This window comes from Inquilinus sp. OTU3971 (assembly GCF_038440215.1).
Genome location: NZ_JASATH010000062.1, coordinates 1 through 17,130 on the forward strand (window position 1 = coordinate 1; position 17,130 = coordinate 17,130).

Here is a 17,130-nt window from a genome sequence, read left to right on the forward strand (position 1 = left end):
CCCCCCGGGTGCCCCCGGCACCGTGCAGCGCCCGCACCCGCCCGATCAGGATGGCGTGGGAGTGGCGGTCGATCCGCTCCTCCAGCTCGCAGTCGAAGGCGACCAGCGCATCGGCCAGGATCGGCGCGCCGGTGGCCAGCTCGATCCAACGCGCGGCCTCGAAGCGGGCCGCGCCCTTCTCGCCGTTGCGGCCGGCGAAGCGGTCGGCGATCGGCTGCTGCGACGCCGCCAGCACATTGACCCCGAAATGCCCGTGCCGGACCAGCAGCGGCCAGGCCGAGGCAGATCGGTTGACGCAGACCAGCACGGTCGGCGGATCGGCCGACAGCGACACCACCGAGGTCGCGGTCAGGCCGTTGCGCTCCGCCCCCAGCCCGACGGTGACGATGCTGACCGCCCCCGCCAAATGGCGCATGGCGCCGCGGAAGGCGTCGCCGGTCACCGCCGGCCGCGACTCCTCCAGGGGCTCCAGGCCGGCGGCGGCCAGGGCAAGCAGGGTGTCGAGGCTCATTTCCCGGCCAACTCCGCCAGCACCGGGTCGTTGAACGAGCGGTCGAGGACGGCATTCGCGTCCAGCTGGGTCTGGATCAGCCCGGCGCGGAGATAGAGGTCGATGGTCTTCTGCTCGTCGGCGACCACGGCATCGTCGATCGCCACCGGCCGCACGGCCTGGCGGGACAGGTACTGCAGCGCCACCTCCTGCGGCAGGCCGACCAGCCGGCTCCAGATCTCGGCATAGGCTGGATAGTTGCTGGTGCCCCAGCTTCGGGCCTTCGCCAGCCGGCCGACGAAATCCTGCAGCGCCGCGCGCTTGGCCTCGATCGCATCCGGCCGGGCGACCAGGAAGCTCAGGCCCGGCGTGATGCCGATTCCGGTGACGACGCGGCGGGCGCCCTCCTGCAGCTCCAGCTGCGAGGTGTAGGGCTCCCAGGTCGACCAGCCGTCGATGGCGCCGCTCGACAGCGCGGCCTTGGCCTCGGCCGGCAGCAGGAAGACGATGGTGACCGCGTCCGGCTGCAGCCCGGCCTGCTCCAGCGCCGCCAGGACCAGCTGGTGGCCGATCGAGCCGCGGCCGGTGCCGACGGTCTTGCCGACCAGATCCTGCAGCCCCCGCACCGGCGAGTCCTTGGGCACGACGATGGCCAGACCGTCCTGCTTCGACCGGATCGCCGCGATCGCCTTGACCGGCACCCCCGCGGCAGCGGCGAAGGTGAAGGGCGCGTCGCCGACGCTGCCGGCGTCGATGGCGTCGGCGTTCAGCGCCTCCAGCAGCGGCGCGGCGGCCGGGAACTCGCTCCATTCGATCCGGTAGGGCAGGTCGGACAGCACGCCCGCCGCCTCCATCACCGACCGGGCGTTGCCCTTCTGGTCGCCGACCCGCAGCACGGTCTCGGCGTTGGCCGCGCCGGTGATCGCCAGGGCCAGGACGAGCCCGGCCAGGATGCGCTTCATCATCGTTGCCTCACTCCGCCGCCGTCGCATTGGCCCGCGCCCGGTCGGCGACCAGCTTGCGGGTCAGTGGGATCAGCTCGCGGCCATAGTCGATGGCGTCATCCAGCGGGTCGAAGCCGCGGATCAGGAAGGTGGTGACGCCGAGGTCGTAATAGTCGAGCAGCGCGTCGGCCACCTGTTCCGGCGTGCCGACCAGCGCGGTCGAGTTGCCCTTGGCGCCGGTCAGCGCGGCGATGCCGGTCCACAGCCGCTTGTCCAGCCGCGGGCCCTGGGCGGCCGCTTCCAGCAGGCGCTGCGACCCGGAATTGGCGGGCTCGGCGGTGCGCTTGTAGCCGGTCTTGTCCTGCACCGCGCGTGCCTGCTCCAGGATCGCGTCGGCGCGGGCCCAGGCCTTCTCCTCGGTCTCGGCCAGGATCGGCCGCAGCGACAGGCTGAAGCGCAGCTGCCGCCCGTGCCTGGCCGCCGACGCCCGCACCCGGCCGGTCAGCTCGCGCACCTGGGCGTGGGTCTCGCCCCACAGCGCGTAGATGTCGGCATGCCGGCCGGCGACCGCGATCGCCGCGTCGGAGGCGCCGCCGAAATAGACCGGGATATGCGGCGGCCGCACCGACTTGACGGTCGAGAAGCCGCGCTCGAAGCGGTAGTGCGGGCCCTCATGGTCGAAGGGCGCGTCGCTGGTCCAGATCTTCCGCAGGATGCCGAGATACTCGTCGGTGCGGGCGTAGCGCTCGTCCTTGGTCAGGAAATCGCCGTCCTGGCGCAGCTCGGCGTCGTCGCCGCCGGTGATGATGTGCACGGCGACGCGGCCGCCGGTCAGCTGGTCCAGCGTCGCGAACTGCCGCGCCGCCAGGGTCGGGGCGGTGAAGCCCGGCCGGTGGGCGATCATCAGCCCCAGCTTCTCGGTCACCGCGGCGGCGTGGCCGGCGATCAGGATGCTTTCCGGCGAGGTCGAGTGGAAGGCGACCAGGGCGCGGTCGAAGCCGGCCGCCTCATGCGCCCGGGCCACCGTCTCGATATAGGGCACGTCGATCACCGGCCCGCTGGCGGGGCGGGTCTCGGAGAAGTCGCGGGTGCCGATGAAACCGATGAATTCGACGCTCATGGCGAGATCCTCGAAGCGATGTCAGAGGCCGAGGGCGAGGCGCCCGGCGGTGAGTCGGATTGAGTCGTCCTGCGGCGTGTGGATGCGGGCACACAGCACGTCGCGGTAGTGCCGCTCCAGCGGGTTGGCGCGGGCCAGGCCGGGGTTGCCGGTCAGCCGCACCGCGGTCTCGACCGCGGCGATGGCGTTGCCGGTGACGGTCAGCTTGACGATGCCGCTCTCGGTCGGCGCCGGGGGGCGGCCGTCATCGACGTCGCGGGCGGCGCTCGCAAGGAGGCGGGCGTTGACGGCAAGCCGGGCCTCGATCTCGCCGACCGCGTCCTGCATCCGCGGCAGGGTGGCCAGCGGCGCGCCGAGATTGGCTGGGGCACGGGTCTTCAGGAAGCCGACGAACCAGTCACGCGCGGCCCGGGCGATGCCGTCGTAGAGAGCCCCGATCAGCACCGACCCCCAGGCCGATTTCACCGGCTCCGGCGTACGCCAGGCCTCGGGCGGCCGCAGATCCACCGCATGGTCCGGCGGCACCGGCACATCCTCGAGAATGACGTCGTGGCTGTTGGTGGCGCGCATGCCGAGCTGGTCCCAGCTCTCGACCACCCGGATACCGGGCGAGGCTGCCGGCACCAGGATGGTGCCGACGCGCGGCGCCACTTCGTCGGTCACGGCCCAGACCGCCAGCCAGGACAGGATCGGGATGCCGGTGGCGAAGATCTTGTGGCCGGAGACGCGCCAGCCCTCCGGCGTGCGCCGGGCCACGGTCGCCGGCAGCCCGCCGCGGGCGGGGGTGCCCAGCTCCGGCTCGACCCGCAGCGCATTGATCAGCGACACGCCGGCCGCGGCCTCTCGGCCCAGCCTTTCCGCCAGAGGCGCCGGCCAGCCGCGCTCCTCCATCGAGGCGTGCTGCAGATATTGCATCGACAGCACCAGGGCGGTCGACGGTTCACCCCGGGCGATGCTGCCGATCACTGTCGCCGCATCCTGCAGCCCGCCGCCCAGCCCGCCGAAGCGCCGCGGCGTCACCAGGGCCAGCAGCCCTGCCTCGGACAGCCGGTCGAAATTGGCGAAGGGGAAGGCGCCGCTGCGGTCGTGCTCCGCCGCGGTCCCGGCGAACGCCGCGGCCAGGACTGCCACGGTCTCGGCCAGGGTCGGCGGCGTGCCGACGCTGCGCAGCGGCTGGTCCGGCCGGGCCAAGGCCATGGCCTCAGGCCCCGACGGGAGCCGGGGCGCCGTGTCCCGCCTGGACCGGGCGCCCGGCGTGCCGGTGGGGAGCCGGGACGGCCTCGCCCTCGAACTCGTCGACGCCGAGATCGGCCAGCAGCTTCGCCCGAAGGCGGACGAAGCCGGGGTCGCCATGGCGGCGCGGCCGGTCCAGCGCGATCGGGATGTCGGTGGCGATCCGGCCCTCGGCCAGCACCAGCACCCGGTCGGCCAGCAGCAGCGCCTCGTCGACGTCGTGGGTGACCAGCAGCACCGCCGGGCGGTGCGCCTGCCACAGCGACCCGACCAGCCCCTGCATCTTCATCCGGGTCAGGGCATCCAGCGCCGCGAAGGGCTCGTCCAGCAGCAGCAGCCGCGGCTCGCGCACCAGCGCCCGGGCCAAGGCGGTGCGCGAGGCCTCACCGCCCGACAGGGTCAGCGGCCAGGCGTCGATCCGGTGCGACAGCCCGACCTCCTGCAGCGCCGCGACGGCGCGGTCGCGGGCATCCGGCCCGGGCAGGCCCAGCGCGACGTTGCGCCAGACGGTCTTCCATGGCAGCAGCCGCGGCTCCTGGAACACCACGGTGCGCTCCGACGGTACCGTGACGGTGCCGGCAGGGGCGGGGTCCAGCCCCGCCAGGGTCCGCAGCAGCGTCGACTTGCCGGAGCCGCTGCGGCCCAGCAGGGCGACGAAGGCGCCGTCGGCGATGTCGAGGTCCAGCCCGTCGAGGACGTTCGGCCCGCCGAAGGACCGGGTTAGGCCGCGGATGCGGACGATGTCGGGGCGGCTTGGTTCGATGTCGGCTTGTTGCCGGGCGGCGGAGAGGGGCACGAAGCTCACTCCTTCACGAAGCTGGGGCGCCAGCGCAGCACGCTGCGCTCGATGCCGCGGACGAGCTGGTCGGCGCCGAGGCCGAGCAGGGCGTAGACGATCAGGCCGACGAAGATGATGTCGGTGCGCAGGAAGTCGCGCGCGGTCATCACCAGGTAGCCGATGCCGCTGGAGGCGTTGATCTGCTCGCCGATCACCAGGCTGAGCCAGGCCGAGCCGAGCGAATAGCGCAGGCCCACCAGGGCGGAGGGCAGGGCGCCCGGCAGGATCACCTGGCGCACCAGCTCGCGCCGCGACAGGCCGAACACGCTGGCGGCCTCGACCAGCTTGGCGTCGACGCCGCGGATGCCAGCGAACAGCGTCAGGTAGATCGGGAAGGCGGAGCCGAGCGCGACCAGCGCGATCTTCGGCGTCTCGCCGATGCCGAACCACAGGATGAACAGCGGCACCAGCGCCAGGAAGGGCAGGGTGCGCAGCATCTGCATGGTGGCGTCGACCAGGTCCTCGCCGCGCCGCGACAGCCCGGCGACCAGCGCCAGCCCGGCGCCGGTGGTGACGCCGATGGCGAGGCCGGCGCTGACCCGGCCGAGCGAGACCAAGAGGTGCTGCAGCAGCTCGCCCGAGGCCAGCAGCGTCCAGAAGGTGGCGATGATCGTCGCCGGTGAGGCGATCGACCGGGCCGGGATCAGCCCGGCGGAGGAGCCGGCCTGCCACAGCAGGATGATCACCAGCGGCGGGACGAAGCGGCGGAACCGCTCGATCCGGAAGCCGCCGGCAGGCTGGGTCAACGAAAGGGTGGCCAAGGCGATGTCCTGTTGCCGGGAAAGCGGGAGGCGACAGCGGGCGCCGCTGATATGTAGATCATGACTGACGATATTTCTGAGTCAATGTGATTCTGAAACTAATATCTAAAAATATATGTATAATATGTAGTGCGCTGATCTGATTGAATTTCATGCCGAAGCATTGATGCCGTATGGCCGTCTCGGTCGCTGTCGCATGGCAGCGATGCTGCCAGATTATACATATAGAAATTGGTTTGACGGTACTTTGGCCGGTATCACAATGGCCTTTCGTGATCAGCCGAAGCCAGTCGTCCGGACCGGCCCATGGAGTCGACATGACCAGCCTCAACGGCCGCGTGGCCGAGCACGACATCGATGCCCTGTTCCTGCGGCGCTGGTCGCCGCGCGCCTTCACCGAGGAGGCGATTCCGGAATCGGAGCTGCTGCGCTGCTTCGAGGCGGCGCGCTGGGCGCCTTCGGCCTACAACTCGCAGCCCTGGCACTTCATCTATGCCCGCCGCGGCACGGCGCGCTGGCCGGTCTTCCTCGACATCCTGAACGAATGGAACCGCGGCTGGGCGCAGCACGCGGCGGCGCTGGTGATCGTCACGTCCAGGACGAAGTTCGACCAGCCCGGCAAGGGCGAGACCCCGCTGCCGACCCATTCCTTCGACGCCGGCGCCGCCTGGTCGAACTTCGCCCTCCAGGCGCTCCTGTCGGGCTGGCACACCCACGGCATGTCCGGCTTCGACCGCGACAAGGCGCGCTCTCTGCTGGGCCTGCCCTCGGACTACGCCGCCGATGCCGTCATCGCCATCGGCCGGCTGGGCGACAGGTCGACCTTGCCGGAGAAGCTGCGGGAGCGCGAAATGCCGAACAGCCGCAAGCCGCTCGGCAGCATCGTCTCGGAAGGCGCGTTCAAGGGCGAGTAGGGCGCCCCATTCCCTCCCTCATTGCCGGCCTTTGACCCGGCAATCCGGTCTTTGTCGACGCTCCCTGGATGCCCGGGTCGGGCCCGGGCATGACAGAATCCAAATTAACATTATAAGTATGTTCTAAATTTAAGTTTGACTCATTGATATTTGTATATTCCTCTAATCCACATCATCTGCCTGCATTGCCGCATCCACGCTCACCGAAGGAGCGCCCATGCCTCCCATCCTGTCGCGTCGCTCGCTGCTGGCCGGTACCGCCGGCCTCCTGGCGCTGGCACCCGGCCTCTCCCGCGCCGAGACCCCTCTCAACCTCGGGGGCACCACCCTGCGCGCCGCCAAGTACAAGGGCCGCGAGGACAACCTGCTGCGCGCCGCCGGGCAGATCGACCCGCCCTATGCACTGAGCTTCGGTGAGTTCGCCTCGGGCAACGTGATCGTCGAGGCGATGAATGCCGGCGCCATCGATGTCGGGTCGATGAGCGAGATCCCGCCGGTCTTCGCCGCCGCCTCCGGTGCGCGGATCAGGGCGGTCGCGATCATCGCCGACGACGTCAACAACCAGGTCGTCCTGGTGCCGAAGGACAGCCCGATCCGCGAGCCTTCCGACCTGGCCGGCAAGCGCGTCGGCTATGTCCGCGCCACCACCACCCAGTACTATCTGGCGCGGATCCTCAAGGCGGCCGGCCTGTCCTTCGCCGACATCACCGGCGTGCCGCTGACTCCCGCCGACGGCCGCGCCGCCTTCGACCAGGGGGCGATCGACGCCTGGGCGATCTACGGCTATTCGGTGCCGATCACCATCGCCGCCTCGGGCGCCCGGGTGCTGGTCACCGCCAACGGCTACCTCTCCGGCAACTACATCTACGCCGCCCGGGCCGAGGCGCTGGACGACCCGAGGCTGTCGGCCGCGATCGGCGACTACCTGCTGCGCATCAAGCGGGCCTGGGCCTGGCAGCAGGCCCATCTCGAGGATTGGGCGACGATCTTCAGCGGCGCCATCGGCGTGCCGCGCGACATCGTCCTCGGCCAGCTGCGCAACGCCAGCCAGCCCAACGACCTGAAGCCGGTGACCGACGATGCCGTCGCCTCGGTCCAGGCCGTCGCCGACACCTTCATCGAGCTTGGCCTGGTGCCGGGCCCGATCGACGTCGCCCCCCTGTTCGACCGCCGCTACGGCGAGCTCTTGGCCAAGAGCGCCTGACCCCCTTGCGAGGACCGATCCCATGAGCCAAGCCACCGTCGCCACCCGGGCCCGGGACTTCTTCACCCTGCCGCAGCACAGCTCGCTGGAGGCGGAGCGGCTGCACCGCAAGCAGCGCCTGGCCGCCGCCTTCCGCATCTTCGCCCGCCGCGGCTTCGACCAGGGCCTGGCCGGGCACATCACAGCGCGCGACCCGGAGCTGACCGACCATTTCTGGGTCAACCCGCTGGGCAAGCATTTCGGCCAGATCCGCGTCTCCGACCTGCAGCTGGTGAACGAGCATGGCGAGATCGTCGCCGGCGACCAGCCGATCAACGAGGCCGCCTTCGTCATCCATGCCGCGATCCACAAGGCGCGGCCGGACGTGGTCGCCGCCGCCCACACCCATTCGACCTACGGCAAGGCCTGGTCGACGCTGGGCCGGCTGCTGGATCCGATCACCCAGGATTCCTGCACCTTCTACGGCGACCACGGCCTCTATGGCGAGTTCCACGGCGTGGTGCTGGAGGCGGAGGAGGGCCAGCGCATCGTCGGGGCGCTGGGCGACAGCAAGGCGGTGATCCTGCAGAATCACGGCTTCCTCACCGCCGGCCCGTCGGTCGAGGCGGCGGCGTGGTGGTACATCGCCATGGACAACGCCGCCCACGCCCAGCTGCTGGCCGAGGCCGCCGGCAAACCGATCGTGCTCGACCATGACACGGCCAAGTTCACCTATGACCGGATCGGCGGCCCGACCGGCGGGGCGCTCAGCTTCAAGCCGCTGTGGGACTGGATCGTCGCGGCCGAGCCCGACCTGCTGGACTGATGCCGATGCGAAACGCCATGACCCTGAGCCGCCGCGACCTGTCGCGCCTCGCCCTCGGCCTGCCGCTGCTGGCGCTGTCCCGTCCCGGTCGCGCGCAGGAGACCGCGCTGCAGGTCGGCGACCAGCTGTTCGGCAACCGCTCGGTGATCGAGGTCTCGGGCCAGGCGGACAACCTGCCCTACTCCATCGACTGGAAGCAGTTCCCGGCCGCCCAGCCGCTGCTCGAGGCGCTGAACGCCGGCGCGCTCGATGTCGGCATGATGGGCGACCTGTCCTTCTTCACCGTCTTTGCCGCCGGAGCGCCGCTGCGCGCCATCGGTGCCTATCGGGCCGATCCGCGCACCCAGGCGATCCTGGTGCGATCCGACTCGCCGATCCGGTCGGTGGCGGACCTGAAGGGACGGCGGCTGGCCGGCACCCGCGCCGGATGGGGCCAGTTCCTGATCCTGGCGACGCTCAAGCAGGCCGGCATCGACCCGTCCGAGGTCGAGATCGTGCTGCTGCCGCCGCCGGAGGCGCGGTCGGCGCTGGCGGCGGGCGCGATCGACGCCTGGGCGGTGTGGGAGCCCTATGTCTCGACCGAGATCCTGGAGCGCGGCGCCCGGGTGGTGGCGGATGGGCGCGGCCTGTCGCCGACCATCACCCTGGTCGCCGCCCATGTCGACGCGATCGCGGCCAAGCATGCGGCGCTGCAGGACTTCCTCGGCCGGCTCAGCGCCGGCCGCGCCTGGGTCCGCGCCCATCCGGCCGAATACGCCCGCTATTACGCCGGTCTGTCGAAGATCCCGGAGGCGGTGGTGCAGCGGTCGACCGAGCAGCAGCAGGTCGGGTTTGTCGCCCTCGACGATGCGGTGGTGGCGGAGCTGCAGCGCGCCGCCGACCTGACGGTGGAGTTCGGCATCCTGCGCGACCGCGTCGACGTCGCCAGCACCATCGACCGCAGCTTCAGCGCTGTTTGATCTCCGTCCGGGGGGACGGGGAGGGGAGAAAGGCCCGGCCGCGGGGATCGGCCGGGCCTTTCGATCAGCCGCGCTGGTCGATGCCGGCAGCCTCGGCCGCCAAGCCGATCGCCAGCAGCCGGGATTCGTCGCCGGCGGGGGCGGACAGCAGCAGGCTGGTCGGCAGGCCGCGGCCGTCCAGGCCGGTCGGCAGGGCCAGGCCGCAGGTGGTCAGGATGTTGCCGATCATGGTGTTGCGCAGCGTGCGCAGGTTGGTCTGGTGGTACAGCTCGACATCCGCCTCCAGCGGCGCGATCTCCGGCGCCGCATGCGGCACGGTGGGGAAGGCCAGCAGAGCGCCGTCCAGCTCCGCCACCAGGGCCGGGGTCAGCCGCTTGCGCATGGCCTGGATCGCCAGCAGGTCGCCCGCCGTCATCCGCTTGCCATTGACGATGCGGGAGGTGATGCGCGGGTCGACGCGGGCGGCATCCGGCCCCTCCATCAGCTCGCGATGGAAGGCATAGGCCTCCGCGGCCGTCAGCGAGCCATGGGCGGCGCCGACCGCCATCACCTCGTCGAAGATCGCGATGCGCCGCCGCTCGACCGTCGCCCCGCCGGCCGTCAGGGCGGCCAGGGCCCGTTCGAAATTGGCGACCACGCCGTCCTCGGCGTGGTCGAACACGATGTTCTCCGGCACCACCAGGCGCAGGCCGGACAGCTCGGCGCGGCGGATGTCGGTGGCGACGGCGCCGCGCAGCGCGGCATCCAGCAGGATGCAGTCCTCCACCGTCCGGGCCAGCGGCCCGATCGTGTCCAGGGTCTGCGACAGCGGGAACACGCCGCTCTTGTCGATCCGGCCCTCGGTGGTCTTCAGCCCGACCAGCCCGTTGAAGGCGGCGGGGATTCGCACCGACCCGCCGGTGTCGCTGCCGATGGCGCAGGGGGCGAGGCCGCGCGCCACCGCGACGGCCGAGCCGGAGGAGGAGCCGCCGGGCGCCCGCGGCGTGGCCACGTCGAACGGGTTCAGCGGCGTGCCGTAATGCGGGTTCAGCCCGAGGCCGGAATAGGCGAATTCGCTGAGATTGACCTTGCCCAGGCTGACCATGCCGGCGGCGGCCAGGTGGCGGGCGATCGGCGCATCGGCCTTGGCCGGCGGGGCGTGGCGCAGCACCTCGGCCCCGGCGGTGGTGACGGTGCCCTCCAGGTCGACCAGGTCCTTCCAGGCGACCGGCACGCCGTCCAGCGGCCCCAGCGGCCGGCCGGCGCGGTAGCGCTGCCGGCTGGCCTCCGCCTCGCGCCGCGCCCGCTCCTCGGTCAGCAGCAGGAAGATCGCCTTGTCCGGGCAGGCGCGGATGCGGTCGAGGAAGAACTCGGTGGCGGTGACCGGGTCGGTCGCGCCGGCGAGGTAGAGCCGGCCGAGGGCGGCGGCGGAGATCTGGGACAGGTCGGTCACGGGCGATGATTCCACGGCCCCGGGTCCCCATCGCCCCGGCGGGCCGCCGGCCGGGCGCGATCCGCTACTCGACCAGCCGGCGCCGCGTTTGTCGAGAGCGGTGTTCCGCGGGCGGGGCAGTCGATTGGGGCCGGACTATCCCAACTCTGTCATCGCGGGCTTGACCCGGCGATCCAGGGGCCACCCGGCGCGGCTTCGACATTCCTGGATGCCCGGGTCAAGCCCGGGCATGACAAGGTTGAGTAGGCATTCACTCTACTGCTGCTGTTTGCCCTACACCGTCAGCGCGAACACCCGCAGCCGGTGACCGTCGGGGTCGAGGGCGACGAAGCTGTGGCCGAAATCCATCGTGGTCGGCGGCTGCAGGATCGGCAGGCCACGGCCGCGCCACTCGGCATGGATCATCTCGACCGCGGCGGCGTCGGCGACGCTGAAGCCGATCTCGCCGCCCCCGCCGGCCGCGGTCGCCGCCGGCTCGACGGTGTGGCGCGACCACAATCCCAATTTGGCCCCGCCGTCGAGCAGGAACAGGGCGAAGGTTGGCGCGGATTCGACCGGCTCGCGGCCCAGCAGCCCGGCGTAGAAGGCGGCGCTGGCCGGCGGGTTGTCGACATAGAGCAGGGTGTAGCTCGGGATCGGCATCGGGGTCCTCCTGGGTGATGACGGGCCGAGGATGCATGCCCATGCTGACAGTTTCCGGCAGCAGTCAATAGCGGGAGAGGCCCTTTCGAAATGCGCTGGCGTGAGTCGGCTGGTGGTGGTTTCGAGAACCGGCGCGCAGCGGACGTTAAAGTCCGTGAGCACCGGAAGCGCAGAAACCGCCGCCAGACGGCCGCGCCAGTAGCATTTCCAAAGGGCCTCTAAGAGATCCCCTGCATCTCGCGCCACTCCTTCAGCAGCACCTGGCGCCGGCGCGGATAGCGCGCCTCGATCGCCGCCAGCTCGAGGATCCGGTCGGTTCGGAAGTGGCGGAAGCCCTGGCGCATCTCGCACCATGCCACCACCATGCGGACCTGGTCGAAGAAGCCCAGCGCGAAGGGCCAGATCACCCGCCGGGTCTCCGCCCCCTCCGGGCCGCGATAGGCGATGGCCAGCTTGCGCTCGGCCCGGATCGCCCGGCGCACCGCGGCGAGGTCGATGCTGCCGCCGGCGATCGCCTGGCCGGGCCCGACCAGCAGTGCATTGGCGTCGAGGCCCTGGCGCAGGTCCTCCGGCAGCACCGCCGCGATCTTGGCCAGCGCGTTGCGGGCGGCGTCGCCCAGCCGGTCGTCGGCGCGCCGGGCGACCCAGCGCGAGCCCAGCACCAGCGCCTCGATCTCGTCCTCCGAGAACATCAGCGGCGGCAGCATGAAGCCGGGCCGCAGCACATAGCCCAGCCCCGGCTCGCCCTCGATGTCGGCGCCCTGCGCCTGCAGCGTGGCGATGTCGCGGTAGAGGGTACGCAGGCTGACCCCGGTCTCGGCCGCCAGCGCGCGCCCGCTGACCGGCCGGCGGTGGCGGCGCAGCACCTGGATCAGCGTCAGCAGGCGTTCGGATCGCGACATAGGGTCATGCTGCCATATGTTGGCAGCAGCGTCAGGGCCTGATCACCTGGCCCTGCGCCGGTCCCTCCACCGCCGCGACATAGGCGCGGGCGACATCGGCCGCGGGCATGCCGCCGTCCCGGCCCATCGCCCGCAGCGTCTCGCGCACCCAGCCGGGGCTGACGGCGTTGACCCGCAGGCCGCGCGGCAGCTCCAGCGCCGCGGCGCGGACGAAGGCCTCCAGCCCGGCATTGACCAGGGCGCCGAAGGCGGCGCCTGCCATCGGCGGGTCGAAGGTCCCGGCGGTCAGGGTGACCGAGCCGCCGTCGCGCAGCCGGGGCAGGGCCAGCCGCAGCAGCGCCACCTGGCCCAGCAGCTTGCCGTGCAGGCCGTGCAGGAACGCCTCGTCCGGCGCGTCGAGCGGCGCCATGCGGGCGCTGGCGGCGCAGCAGAGCACCGCGTCGACCGGGCCGGCCGCCGCCAGCAGCGCCGCGATCGACACCGGATTCTCCATGTCGACCGAAGGCGAACCGGTCCGCGACGCCCGCACCACCTCGTGCCGCTGCTCCAGCGCCGCGGCGACCGCCGATCCGATCGTGCCGGTGGCGCCGATGACGATGATCCTCATGCCGCCACCCCCGTCTTCAGCCTGTAGGTCTCGGGGTCGTAATCGTCGAGGCTCGGGAAGCGCAGCGGCTCGGTCGTTGCCAGCGTCAGCAGCCGCTGCCGGTATTGCTCCAGAGTGGCGCGCCGGCCCTCGTCGCCGATCCGGGCCGGCTGCCAGACGATGAAGGGCGGCAGCACGTCGAAGCCGGTGAAACGCAGCATGCCGTGCTGGATCGGGTACAGCAGCTGGTGGATGTCGCCGTTCAGCCCGTCCGGCCCGTACATCGAGGCGGGTCCGCCGACGGTCAGCGACAGCATGGCCCGGCGCCCGGCGAAGCGGCCGTGGTCGTACCAGACGCCGCCGCCATAGACCGCGCCCATGGCGAAGACCCGGTCGACCCAGCCCTTCAGCATCGCCGGCAGCGAGAACCACCACAGCGGGAACTGGAACACCAGCGCGTCGCACCACAGCAGCTTGTTCAGCTCGGCCTGCACATCCGCCGCGAAGCCGCCGGTCGCGCTGGCATGCGCCTCCTCCTGCTGCTGCCTGAAAACCTCGGGGTCCAGCGCGCCGGTGAAGTTGCCGCGGCCGGAGCGCGGGTCCCAGCCCATGGCAGTGAGGTCGGAGACGATCAACTCGTGCCCGGCCTCGGCCAGGCAGCGGCGGGCCATGTCGGTCAGCGCGCCGTTGAAGCTGCGCGGCTCAGGATGGGCATGGACGATCAGGATCTTCATGGCGGTCCCCTCGGCTGTCCTGGCCCGGAGGATGCGGCCTCGCCTCCATGAAGGGAATGACGCATAATCTTCAATAGTCTTGAAGGAAACCATACAGAATGCGCGGCAGCGACTATGCCGAGCTGCGGGCCTTCGCCGCGGTGGCGGAGGCGGCGAGCTTCTCGCGAGCCGCGAAGCGCCTCGGCGTCTCGCCCTCGGCCCTCAGCCAGACCCTGCGCGGGCTGGAGGAGCGGCTGGGCGTTCGCCTCTTGAACCGCACCACCCGCAGCGTCACCCCGACCGAGGCGGGGGAGCGCCTGCTGGACCGACTGCGCCCGCTCTTCGTCGAGTTCGACCAGGCGGTGCAGGAGGTGAACCGCTTCCGCGACTCCCCCGCCGGCCGGCTGCGCATCAACGTGCCGCGCTTCGCTGCCGCGCATCTGGTCGGCCCGGCGCTGGGCCGGTTCCACCGCGCTCATCCCGGGGTCGAGCTGGAGGTGGTGGTCGACGACACCATCACCGACATCGTCGCCGGCCGCTTCGACGCCGGCATCCGGCTGGGCGAGACGCTCGAGCGCGACATGGTGGCGGTGCCGCTGACCGGTTCGCTGGAGCTGGCGGCGGTGGCGACGCCGGACTATTTCGCGGAACATGGCGTGCCGGACAGCCCGGCCGACCTGCACCGCCACCGCTGCCTGCGCTTCCGCTGGCCGGGCGGCGGCGACCTCTATCGCTGGGAGTTCGAGCAGGGCGGGCAGGAGGTCGCGCTGGCGGTGGACGGGCCGCTGGTGGTCAACGACGCCGCGCTGATGCTGCAGGCGGCGCTGGGCGGTGTCGGCATCGCCTATCTGCTCGACCGCCAGGCTGAGGCCGATGTCGCGGCCGGGCGGCTGCAACGGGTGCTGCGCGACTGGTCGCCGCGCTTCCCGGGCTTCTACCTCTACCACCCCGGCCGCCGGCAGATGCCGCCGGCGCTGCGCGCCTTCATCGAGATCCTACGCACCGGGCTGCGCAGCCCCGGATAGGACGGCCGTTCAGCCCGCCTTCGACAGCGGGGCCGCGGCGGCGCTGCGGCCGGCGGCCCTGGCCTCGAAAGCCTTGCCCCAATGCGACATGGCGGTGACTGCCTGATTCAGCGTCAGGCCGAACTCGGTCACCGAATACTCCACCCGCGGCGGCACCTCGGCGAACACGTCGCGGCGGATGATGCCGTCCGCCTCCATCTCGCGCAGCTGCAGGGTCAGGATCCGTTCGCTGATCCCCGGCAGCAGCCGCCGCAGCTCGCCGAATCGGCGGCGGCCGAGATGCAGCTCCCACAGGATGTCGGTCTTCCACTTGCCGCCGATCACCGCCAGGGCGGTGCTCCAGCCGCAGCCGTCGTTCCGATGTGTCTTCATTTTCCGCAATACTTACATCAATGTGCGTCTCTAATAATATTGTCAGTACTTGATCGGGGTCAAGTTGTTCGTAGATTTCGAATGATCAGGGCCGATTTGAGATTTCGAAGGCAGGCCCATCATTCGGAGACTTCGCGTGAAGCCAGAGATTTCCGTCATCGGCACCGGGCGGATGGGATCCGCCCTGGTGCGCGCCCTGCTGCAGCAGGGCCATCCGACCCGCGTCTGGAACCGCACGGCGGAGCGGACCGCGCCCCTGCTGGCCCTCGGCGCGCAGGCGGCGGAGACGGTCGCCGCCGCGGCGGAGGCCGCGCCGATCGTCATCGTCAACGTCTCGGACTATGCCGCCGGCGACCGGCTGCTGCGGGTGCCGCAGGTCGAGGCGGCGCTGCGCGGCCGGCTGCTGCTGCAGCTGACCTCCGGCTCGCCGGGCCAGGCGCGGGAGGCTGCGTCCTGGGCGGCGCGGCACGGCATCGACTATCTCGACGGCGCGATCATGGCGACGCCGAATTTCATCGGCGAGCCCGGCGCGACCATCCTCTATTCCGGCCCGGCCGGGCTGTTCGAACGGCACCTGGCGCTGCTGCGCGTGCTCGGCGGCAACCCGCAGCATGTCGGCGAGGATCCCGGCCACGCCTCGGCGCTCGACGCCGCCCTGCTGGTGCAGATGTGGGGGGCGCTGTTCGGCGCGCTGCAGGGCATCGCGGTCTGCGCCGCCGAGACCATCCCGCTCGACGCCTATGAGGTGCAGCTGCAGGCGTTCAAGCCGGTGGTCGATCTGGCCGTGGCCGATCTCGTCGGCCGGGTCCGGCAGGGCCGTCTGGCCGGGGACGAGGCGACGCTGGCCACGGTTTCGGCCCATCACGGCGCGTTCCGGCAGCTGCTGGACCTGTGCCGCGAGCGCGGCCTGGACAGCACGGTGCCGGACGCCTTCGACCGGGTGTTCCGGGCGGCGATCGCGGCCGGACATGCGGCGGACGATTTCGCCGTGCTCAGCCGGTATATTGGCTAGGACGAGGGACGGGGAGGCGGGCATGGGCGACGGACGGACGATGCGGGTCGCGGCCTGCGCCTGCGGCGGCCTGCGGGTGACCCTCGCCGGCCCGCCGCTCGGCGTCTATGCCTGCTGCTGCCTGGAGTGCCAGCGCGCCACCGGCAGCGCCTTCGCCGTCCGGGCCCGCTTCGCCGGCGCCGCGGTCGTTTCGATCGAGGGCGAGCGCCGGCTGTGGCGCCGCGGCAGCGACGCCGGCCGCTGGCTCGAGCACTGTTTCTGCCCGGCCTGCGGCGGCCTGGTGTTCCTGCGTAGCGAGGCCGCGCCCGACATGCTCGCCGTCTCGGTCGGCTGTTTCGCCGACCCCGGCTTCGCCGCGCCGGCGACGGCCTATTGGGCGTCGCGCAAGCCCGGCTGGTGCGCTCTGTCAGGCGCCCGCGAGATCGCCCGGCAATAGGGTTCGCGCATCGCCGGTGCGTCCAGCCCGCCCGTCATCGACCGCATTCGACCCCAAGCGGACAGGTTACAGCATTCCGTCGGAAGCGATGCGCCCTACATACGCGCGGCGGATGCAAAATGTGGCGGCCAATGGCAGTCTGGAAAGCGTGTGCACTCGATGCATCCGGAAGGAATTAATCTATGGCAGATATTTTGGAAGCGAAGCTTAGTTCAGTTGAGATACCTCTAGGAACCTCTGAGATTTATGCCTTTGCCAGATTTAATAAAGGCAGTCGCCCTTCTGATGTTATATTTCGCATTGGGGACATGGAATTGGTTGAGCGATCGTTTGCTCAACTCAGATTTGCATCTGACCACAAAAAGCTGGTTCCAGTTTTGGAGTTCGTTCAGTGGAAAGATTTCGTCATCGCCATCGGCTTAACGCGAATGCTCATTCTCCACGAGCCCTCTTCATCGTTAATAGAGTCGGCACAATTGTTCCGATCCGCCCATGAAGACTCTGGATTTTATAAATTGAGAGCTGATGTCTGTGGCCACACTCTAATTGTCTCGTATGAAAGCGGCGTCGCCTCTGTGAATGAGGATGGAAGAATGGAATGGCATAGAGAGAAATCCTGGAGCGACACTCTGACAACAGTCGACCAAAGTGTTGTCATCTTGGAGGATGAGGCTGGAGCCCAGTCCATCATCGATAGCAGAACGGGAGAACTCAAAGACGAGAGTTAGTTCCGCTTTCCGCC

At 70.5% G+C, this 17,130-nt stretch carries 20 protein-coding genes; 8 read left to right on the forward strand and 12 right to left on the reverse strand.

Annotation, left to right across the window (positions count from 1 at the left end; translation table 11 throughout):
• The 6 genes from AAHM41_RS17055 to AAHM41_RS17080 form a co-directional block, all read right to left on the reverse strand.
• Nucleotides 1–511, reverse strand: a 511-nt coding sequence (locus AAHM41_RS17055; RefSeq protein WP_342237760.1) for a flavin reductase family protein, incomplete at its 3' end; no start/stop codon positions are given.
• A complete protein-coding gene (locus tag AAHM41_RS17060) occupies nt 508–1,455 on the reverse strand; it encodes an ABC transporter substrate-binding protein (RefSeq protein ID WP_342237761.1) in 948 nt (315 codons plus the stop codon). The genes AAHM41_RS17060 and AAHM41_RS17055, both read right to left, overlap by 4 nt.
• A gap of 7 nt (nt 1,456–1,462) precedes the next feature.
• A complete protein-coding gene (locus AAHM41_RS17065) occupies nt 1,463–2,554 on the reverse strand; it encodes an LLM class flavin-dependent oxidoreductase (protein WP_342237762.1) in 1,092 nt (363 codons plus the stop codon).
• Nucleotides 2,555–2,575: 21 nt separating this feature from the next.
• A complete protein-coding gene (locus tag AAHM41_RS17070; protein WP_342237763.1) occupies nt 2,576–3,751 on the reverse strand; it encodes an acyl-CoA dehydrogenase family protein in 1,176 nt (391 codons plus the stop codon).
• A gap of 4 nt (nt 3,752–3,755) precedes the next feature.
• On the reverse strand, nt 3,756–4,583 hold the full coding sequence (locus tag AAHM41_RS17075; protein ID WP_446719457.1) for an ABC transporter ATP-binding protein: 828 nt from the start codon (nt 4,581–4,583) through the stop codon (nt 3,756–3,758).
• A gap of 5 nt (nt 4,584–4,588) precedes the next feature.
• A complete protein-coding gene (locus tag AAHM41_RS17080) occupies nt 4,589–5,386 on the reverse strand; it encodes an ABC transporter permease subunit (RefSeq protein WP_342237764.1) in 798 nt (265 codons plus the stop codon).
• 317 nt (nt 5,387–5,703) lie between these two features.
• Between AAHM41_RS17080 and AAHM41_RS17085 the strand changes: the two genes are divergently transcribed.
• From AAHM41_RS17085 to AAHM41_RS17100, 4 genes are all read left to right on the forward strand, one after another.
• Nucleotides 5,704–6,300: a nitroreductase family protein gene (locus AAHM41_RS17085; protein WP_342237765.1), complete on the forward strand. Its 597-nt coding sequence runs from the start codon at nt 5,704–5,706 to the stop codon at nt 6,298–6,300.
• Nucleotides 6,301–6,517: 217 nt separating this feature from the next.
• Nucleotides 6,518–7,504 (forward strand): ABC transporter substrate-binding protein, encoded by a 987-nt coding sequence (locus AAHM41_RS17090; protein WP_342237766.1) that lies wholly within the window; start codon nt 6,518–6,520, stop codon nt 7,502–7,504.
• Nucleotides 7,505–7,526: 22 nt separating this feature from the next.
• Complete coding sequence (locus AAHM41_RS17095) at nt 7,527–8,309, forward strand: class II aldolase/adducin family protein (protein ID WP_342237767.1); 783 nt, start codon at nt 7,527–7,529, stop codon at nt 8,307–8,309.
• A gap of 17 nt (nt 8,310–8,326) precedes the next feature.
• The gene (locus AAHM41_RS17100; protein ID WP_342237768.1) at nt 8,327–9,268 is read left to right on the forward strand and encodes an ABC transporter substrate-binding protein; all 942 of its coding nucleotides are present in this window, start codon (nt 8,327–8,329) and stop codon (nt 9,266–9,268) included.
• A gap of 64 nt (nt 9,269–9,332) precedes the next feature.
• On the opposite strand, the gene AAHM41_RS17105 is transcribed toward AAHM41_RS17100, so the two are convergent.
• The 5 genes from AAHM41_RS17105 to AAHM41_RS17125 all read right to left on the reverse strand — a co-directional run bounded on the left by AAHM41_RS17105 (nt 9,333) and on the right by AAHM41_RS17125 (nt 13,564).
• Nucleotides 9,333–10,700, reverse strand: coding sequence for an amidase (locus tag AAHM41_RS17105; protein ID WP_342237769.1), 1,368 nt, complete (start codon nt 10,698–10,700; stop codon nt 9,333–9,335).
• Between the two features lie 273 nt (nt 10,701–10,973).
• Nucleotides 10,974–11,342, reverse strand: a complete 369-nt coding sequence (locus AAHM41_RS17110) for a VOC family protein (RefSeq protein ID WP_342237770.1) — start codon at nt 11,340–11,342, stop codon at nt 10,974–10,976.
• A 218-nt stretch (nt 11,343–11,560) separates the two neighbouring features.
• Nucleotides 11,561–12,244, reverse strand: coding sequence for a helix-turn-helix transcriptional regulator (locus AAHM41_RS17115; RefSeq protein WP_342237771.1), 684 nt, complete (start codon nt 12,242–12,244; stop codon nt 11,561–11,563).
• A gap of 31 nt (nt 12,245–12,275) precedes the next feature.
• Nucleotides 12,276–12,851: a short chain dehydrogenase gene (locus AAHM41_RS17120; protein ID WP_342237772.1), complete on the reverse strand. Its 576-nt coding sequence runs from the start codon at nt 12,849–12,851 to the stop codon at nt 12,276–12,278.
• Complete coding sequence (locus AAHM41_RS17125; protein ID WP_342237773.1) at nt 12,848–13,564, reverse strand: NAD(P)H-dependent oxidoreductase; 717 nt, start codon at nt 13,562–13,564, stop codon at nt 12,848–12,850. Before AAHM41_RS17125 ends, AAHM41_RS17120 begins: the two co-directional genes overlap by 4 nt.
• 98 nt (nt 13,565–13,662) lie before the next feature.
• Here AAHM41_RS17125 and AAHM41_RS17130 point away from each other — a divergent pair, with 98 nt between their 5' ends.
• Nucleotides 13,663–14,568 carry a LysR family transcriptional regulator gene (locus tag AAHM41_RS17130; RefSeq protein ID WP_342237774.1) on the forward strand — a complete coding sequence of 302 codons (906 nt, stop codon included), beginning with the start codon at nt 13,663–13,665 and terminating at the stop codon, nt 14,566–14,568.
• Nucleotides 14,569–14,577: 9 nt separating this feature from the next.
• On the opposite strand, the gene AAHM41_RS17135 is transcribed toward AAHM41_RS17130, so the two are convergent.
• Complete coding sequence (locus AAHM41_RS17135; RefSeq protein WP_342237775.1) at nt 14,578–14,940, reverse strand: winged helix-turn-helix transcriptional regulator; 363 nt, start codon at nt 14,938–14,940, stop codon at nt 14,578–14,580.
• A 136-nt stretch (nt 14,941–15,076) separates the two neighbouring features.
• On the opposite strand from AAHM41_RS17135, the gene AAHM41_RS17140 reads away from it, so the two are divergent.
• The 3 genes from AAHM41_RS17140 (at nt 15,077) to AAHM41_RS17150 (ending at nt 17,116) form a co-directional block, all read left to right on the forward strand.
• Nucleotides 15,077–15,952, forward strand: a complete 876-nt coding sequence (locus tag AAHM41_RS17140; protein ID WP_342237776.1) for an NAD(P)-dependent oxidoreductase — start codon at nt 15,077–15,079, stop codon at nt 15,950–15,952.
• Between the two features lie 22 nt (nt 15,953–15,974).
• Nucleotides 15,975–16,388, forward strand: a complete 414-nt coding sequence (locus AAHM41_RS17145) for a GFA family protein (RefSeq protein WP_342237777.1) — start codon at nt 15,975–15,977, stop codon at nt 16,386–16,388.
• A gap of 182 nt (nt 16,389–16,570) precedes the next feature.
• On the forward strand, nt 16,571–17,116 hold the full coding sequence (locus AAHM41_RS17150) for a hypothetical protein (protein WP_342237778.1): 546 nt from the start codon (nt 16,571–16,573) through the stop codon (nt 17,114–17,116).
• Nucleotides 17,117–17,130 lie beyond the last annotated feature (14 nt).

What these genes read in the sequence shown, in the direction of transcription:
- AAHM41_RS17060 (WP_342237761.1), bottom strand. Translation starts at nt 1,455, where the DNA reads ATGATGAAGCGCATCCTGGCCGGGCTCGTCCTGGCCCTGGCGATCACC.
- AAHM41_RS17065 (WP_342237762.1), bottom strand. Translation starts at nt 2,554, where the DNA reads ATGAGCGTCGAATTCATCGGTTTCATCGGCACCCGCGACTTCTCCGAG.
- AAHM41_RS17070 (WP_342237763.1), bottom strand. Translation starts at nt 3,751, where the DNA reads ATGGCCTTGGCCCGGCCGGACCAGCCGCTGCGCAGCGTCGGCACGCCG.
- AAHM41_RS17085 (WP_342237765.1), top strand. Translation starts at nt 5,704, where the DNA reads ATGACCAGCCTCAACGGCCGCGTGGCCGAGCACGACATCGATGCCCTG.
- AAHM41_RS17090 (WP_342237766.1), top strand. Translation starts at nt 6,518, where the DNA reads ATGCCTCCCATCCTGTCGCGTCGCTCGCTGCTGGCCGGTACCGCCGGC.
- AAHM41_RS17095 (WP_342237767.1), top strand. Translation starts at nt 7,527, where the DNA reads ATGAGCCAAGCCACCGTCGCCACCCGGGCCCGGGACTTCTTCACCCTG.
- AAHM41_RS17100 (WP_342237768.1), top strand. Translation starts at nt 8,327, where the DNA reads ATGACCCTGAGCCGCCGCGACCTGTCGCGCCTCGCCCTCGGCCTGCCG.
- AAHM41_RS17110 (WP_342237770.1), bottom strand. Translation starts at nt 11,342, where the DNA reads ATGCCGATCCCGAGCTACACCCTGCTCTATGTCGACAACCCGCCGGCC.
- AAHM41_RS17115 (WP_342237771.1), bottom strand. Translation starts at nt 12,244, where the DNA reads ATGTCGCGATCCGAACGCCTGCTGACGCTGATCCAGGTGCTGCGCCGC.
- AAHM41_RS17120 (WP_342237772.1), bottom strand. Translation starts at nt 12,851, where the DNA reads ATGAGGATCATCGTCATCGGCGCCACCGGCACGATCGGATCGGCGGTC.
- AAHM41_RS17125 (WP_342237773.1), bottom strand. Translation starts at nt 13,564, where the DNA reads ATGAAGATCCTGATCGTCCATGCCCATCCTGAGCCGCGCAGCTTCAAC.
- AAHM41_RS17130 (WP_342237774.1), top strand. Translation starts at nt 13,663, where the DNA reads ATGCGCGGCAGCGACTATGCCGAGCTGCGGGCCTTCGCCGCGGTGGCG.
- AAHM41_RS17135 (WP_342237775.1), bottom strand. Translation starts at nt 14,940, where the DNA reads ATGAAGACACATCGGAACGACGGCTGCGGCTGGAGCACCGCCCTGGCG.
- AAHM41_RS17145 (WP_342237777.1), top strand. Translation starts at nt 15,975, where the DNA reads ATGGGCGACGGACGGACGATGCGGGTCGCGGCCTGCGCCTGCGGCGGC.
- AAHM41_RS17150 (WP_342237778.1), top strand. Translation starts at nt 16,571, where the DNA reads ATGGCAGATATTTTGGAAGCGAAGCTTAGTTCAGTTGAGATACCTCTA.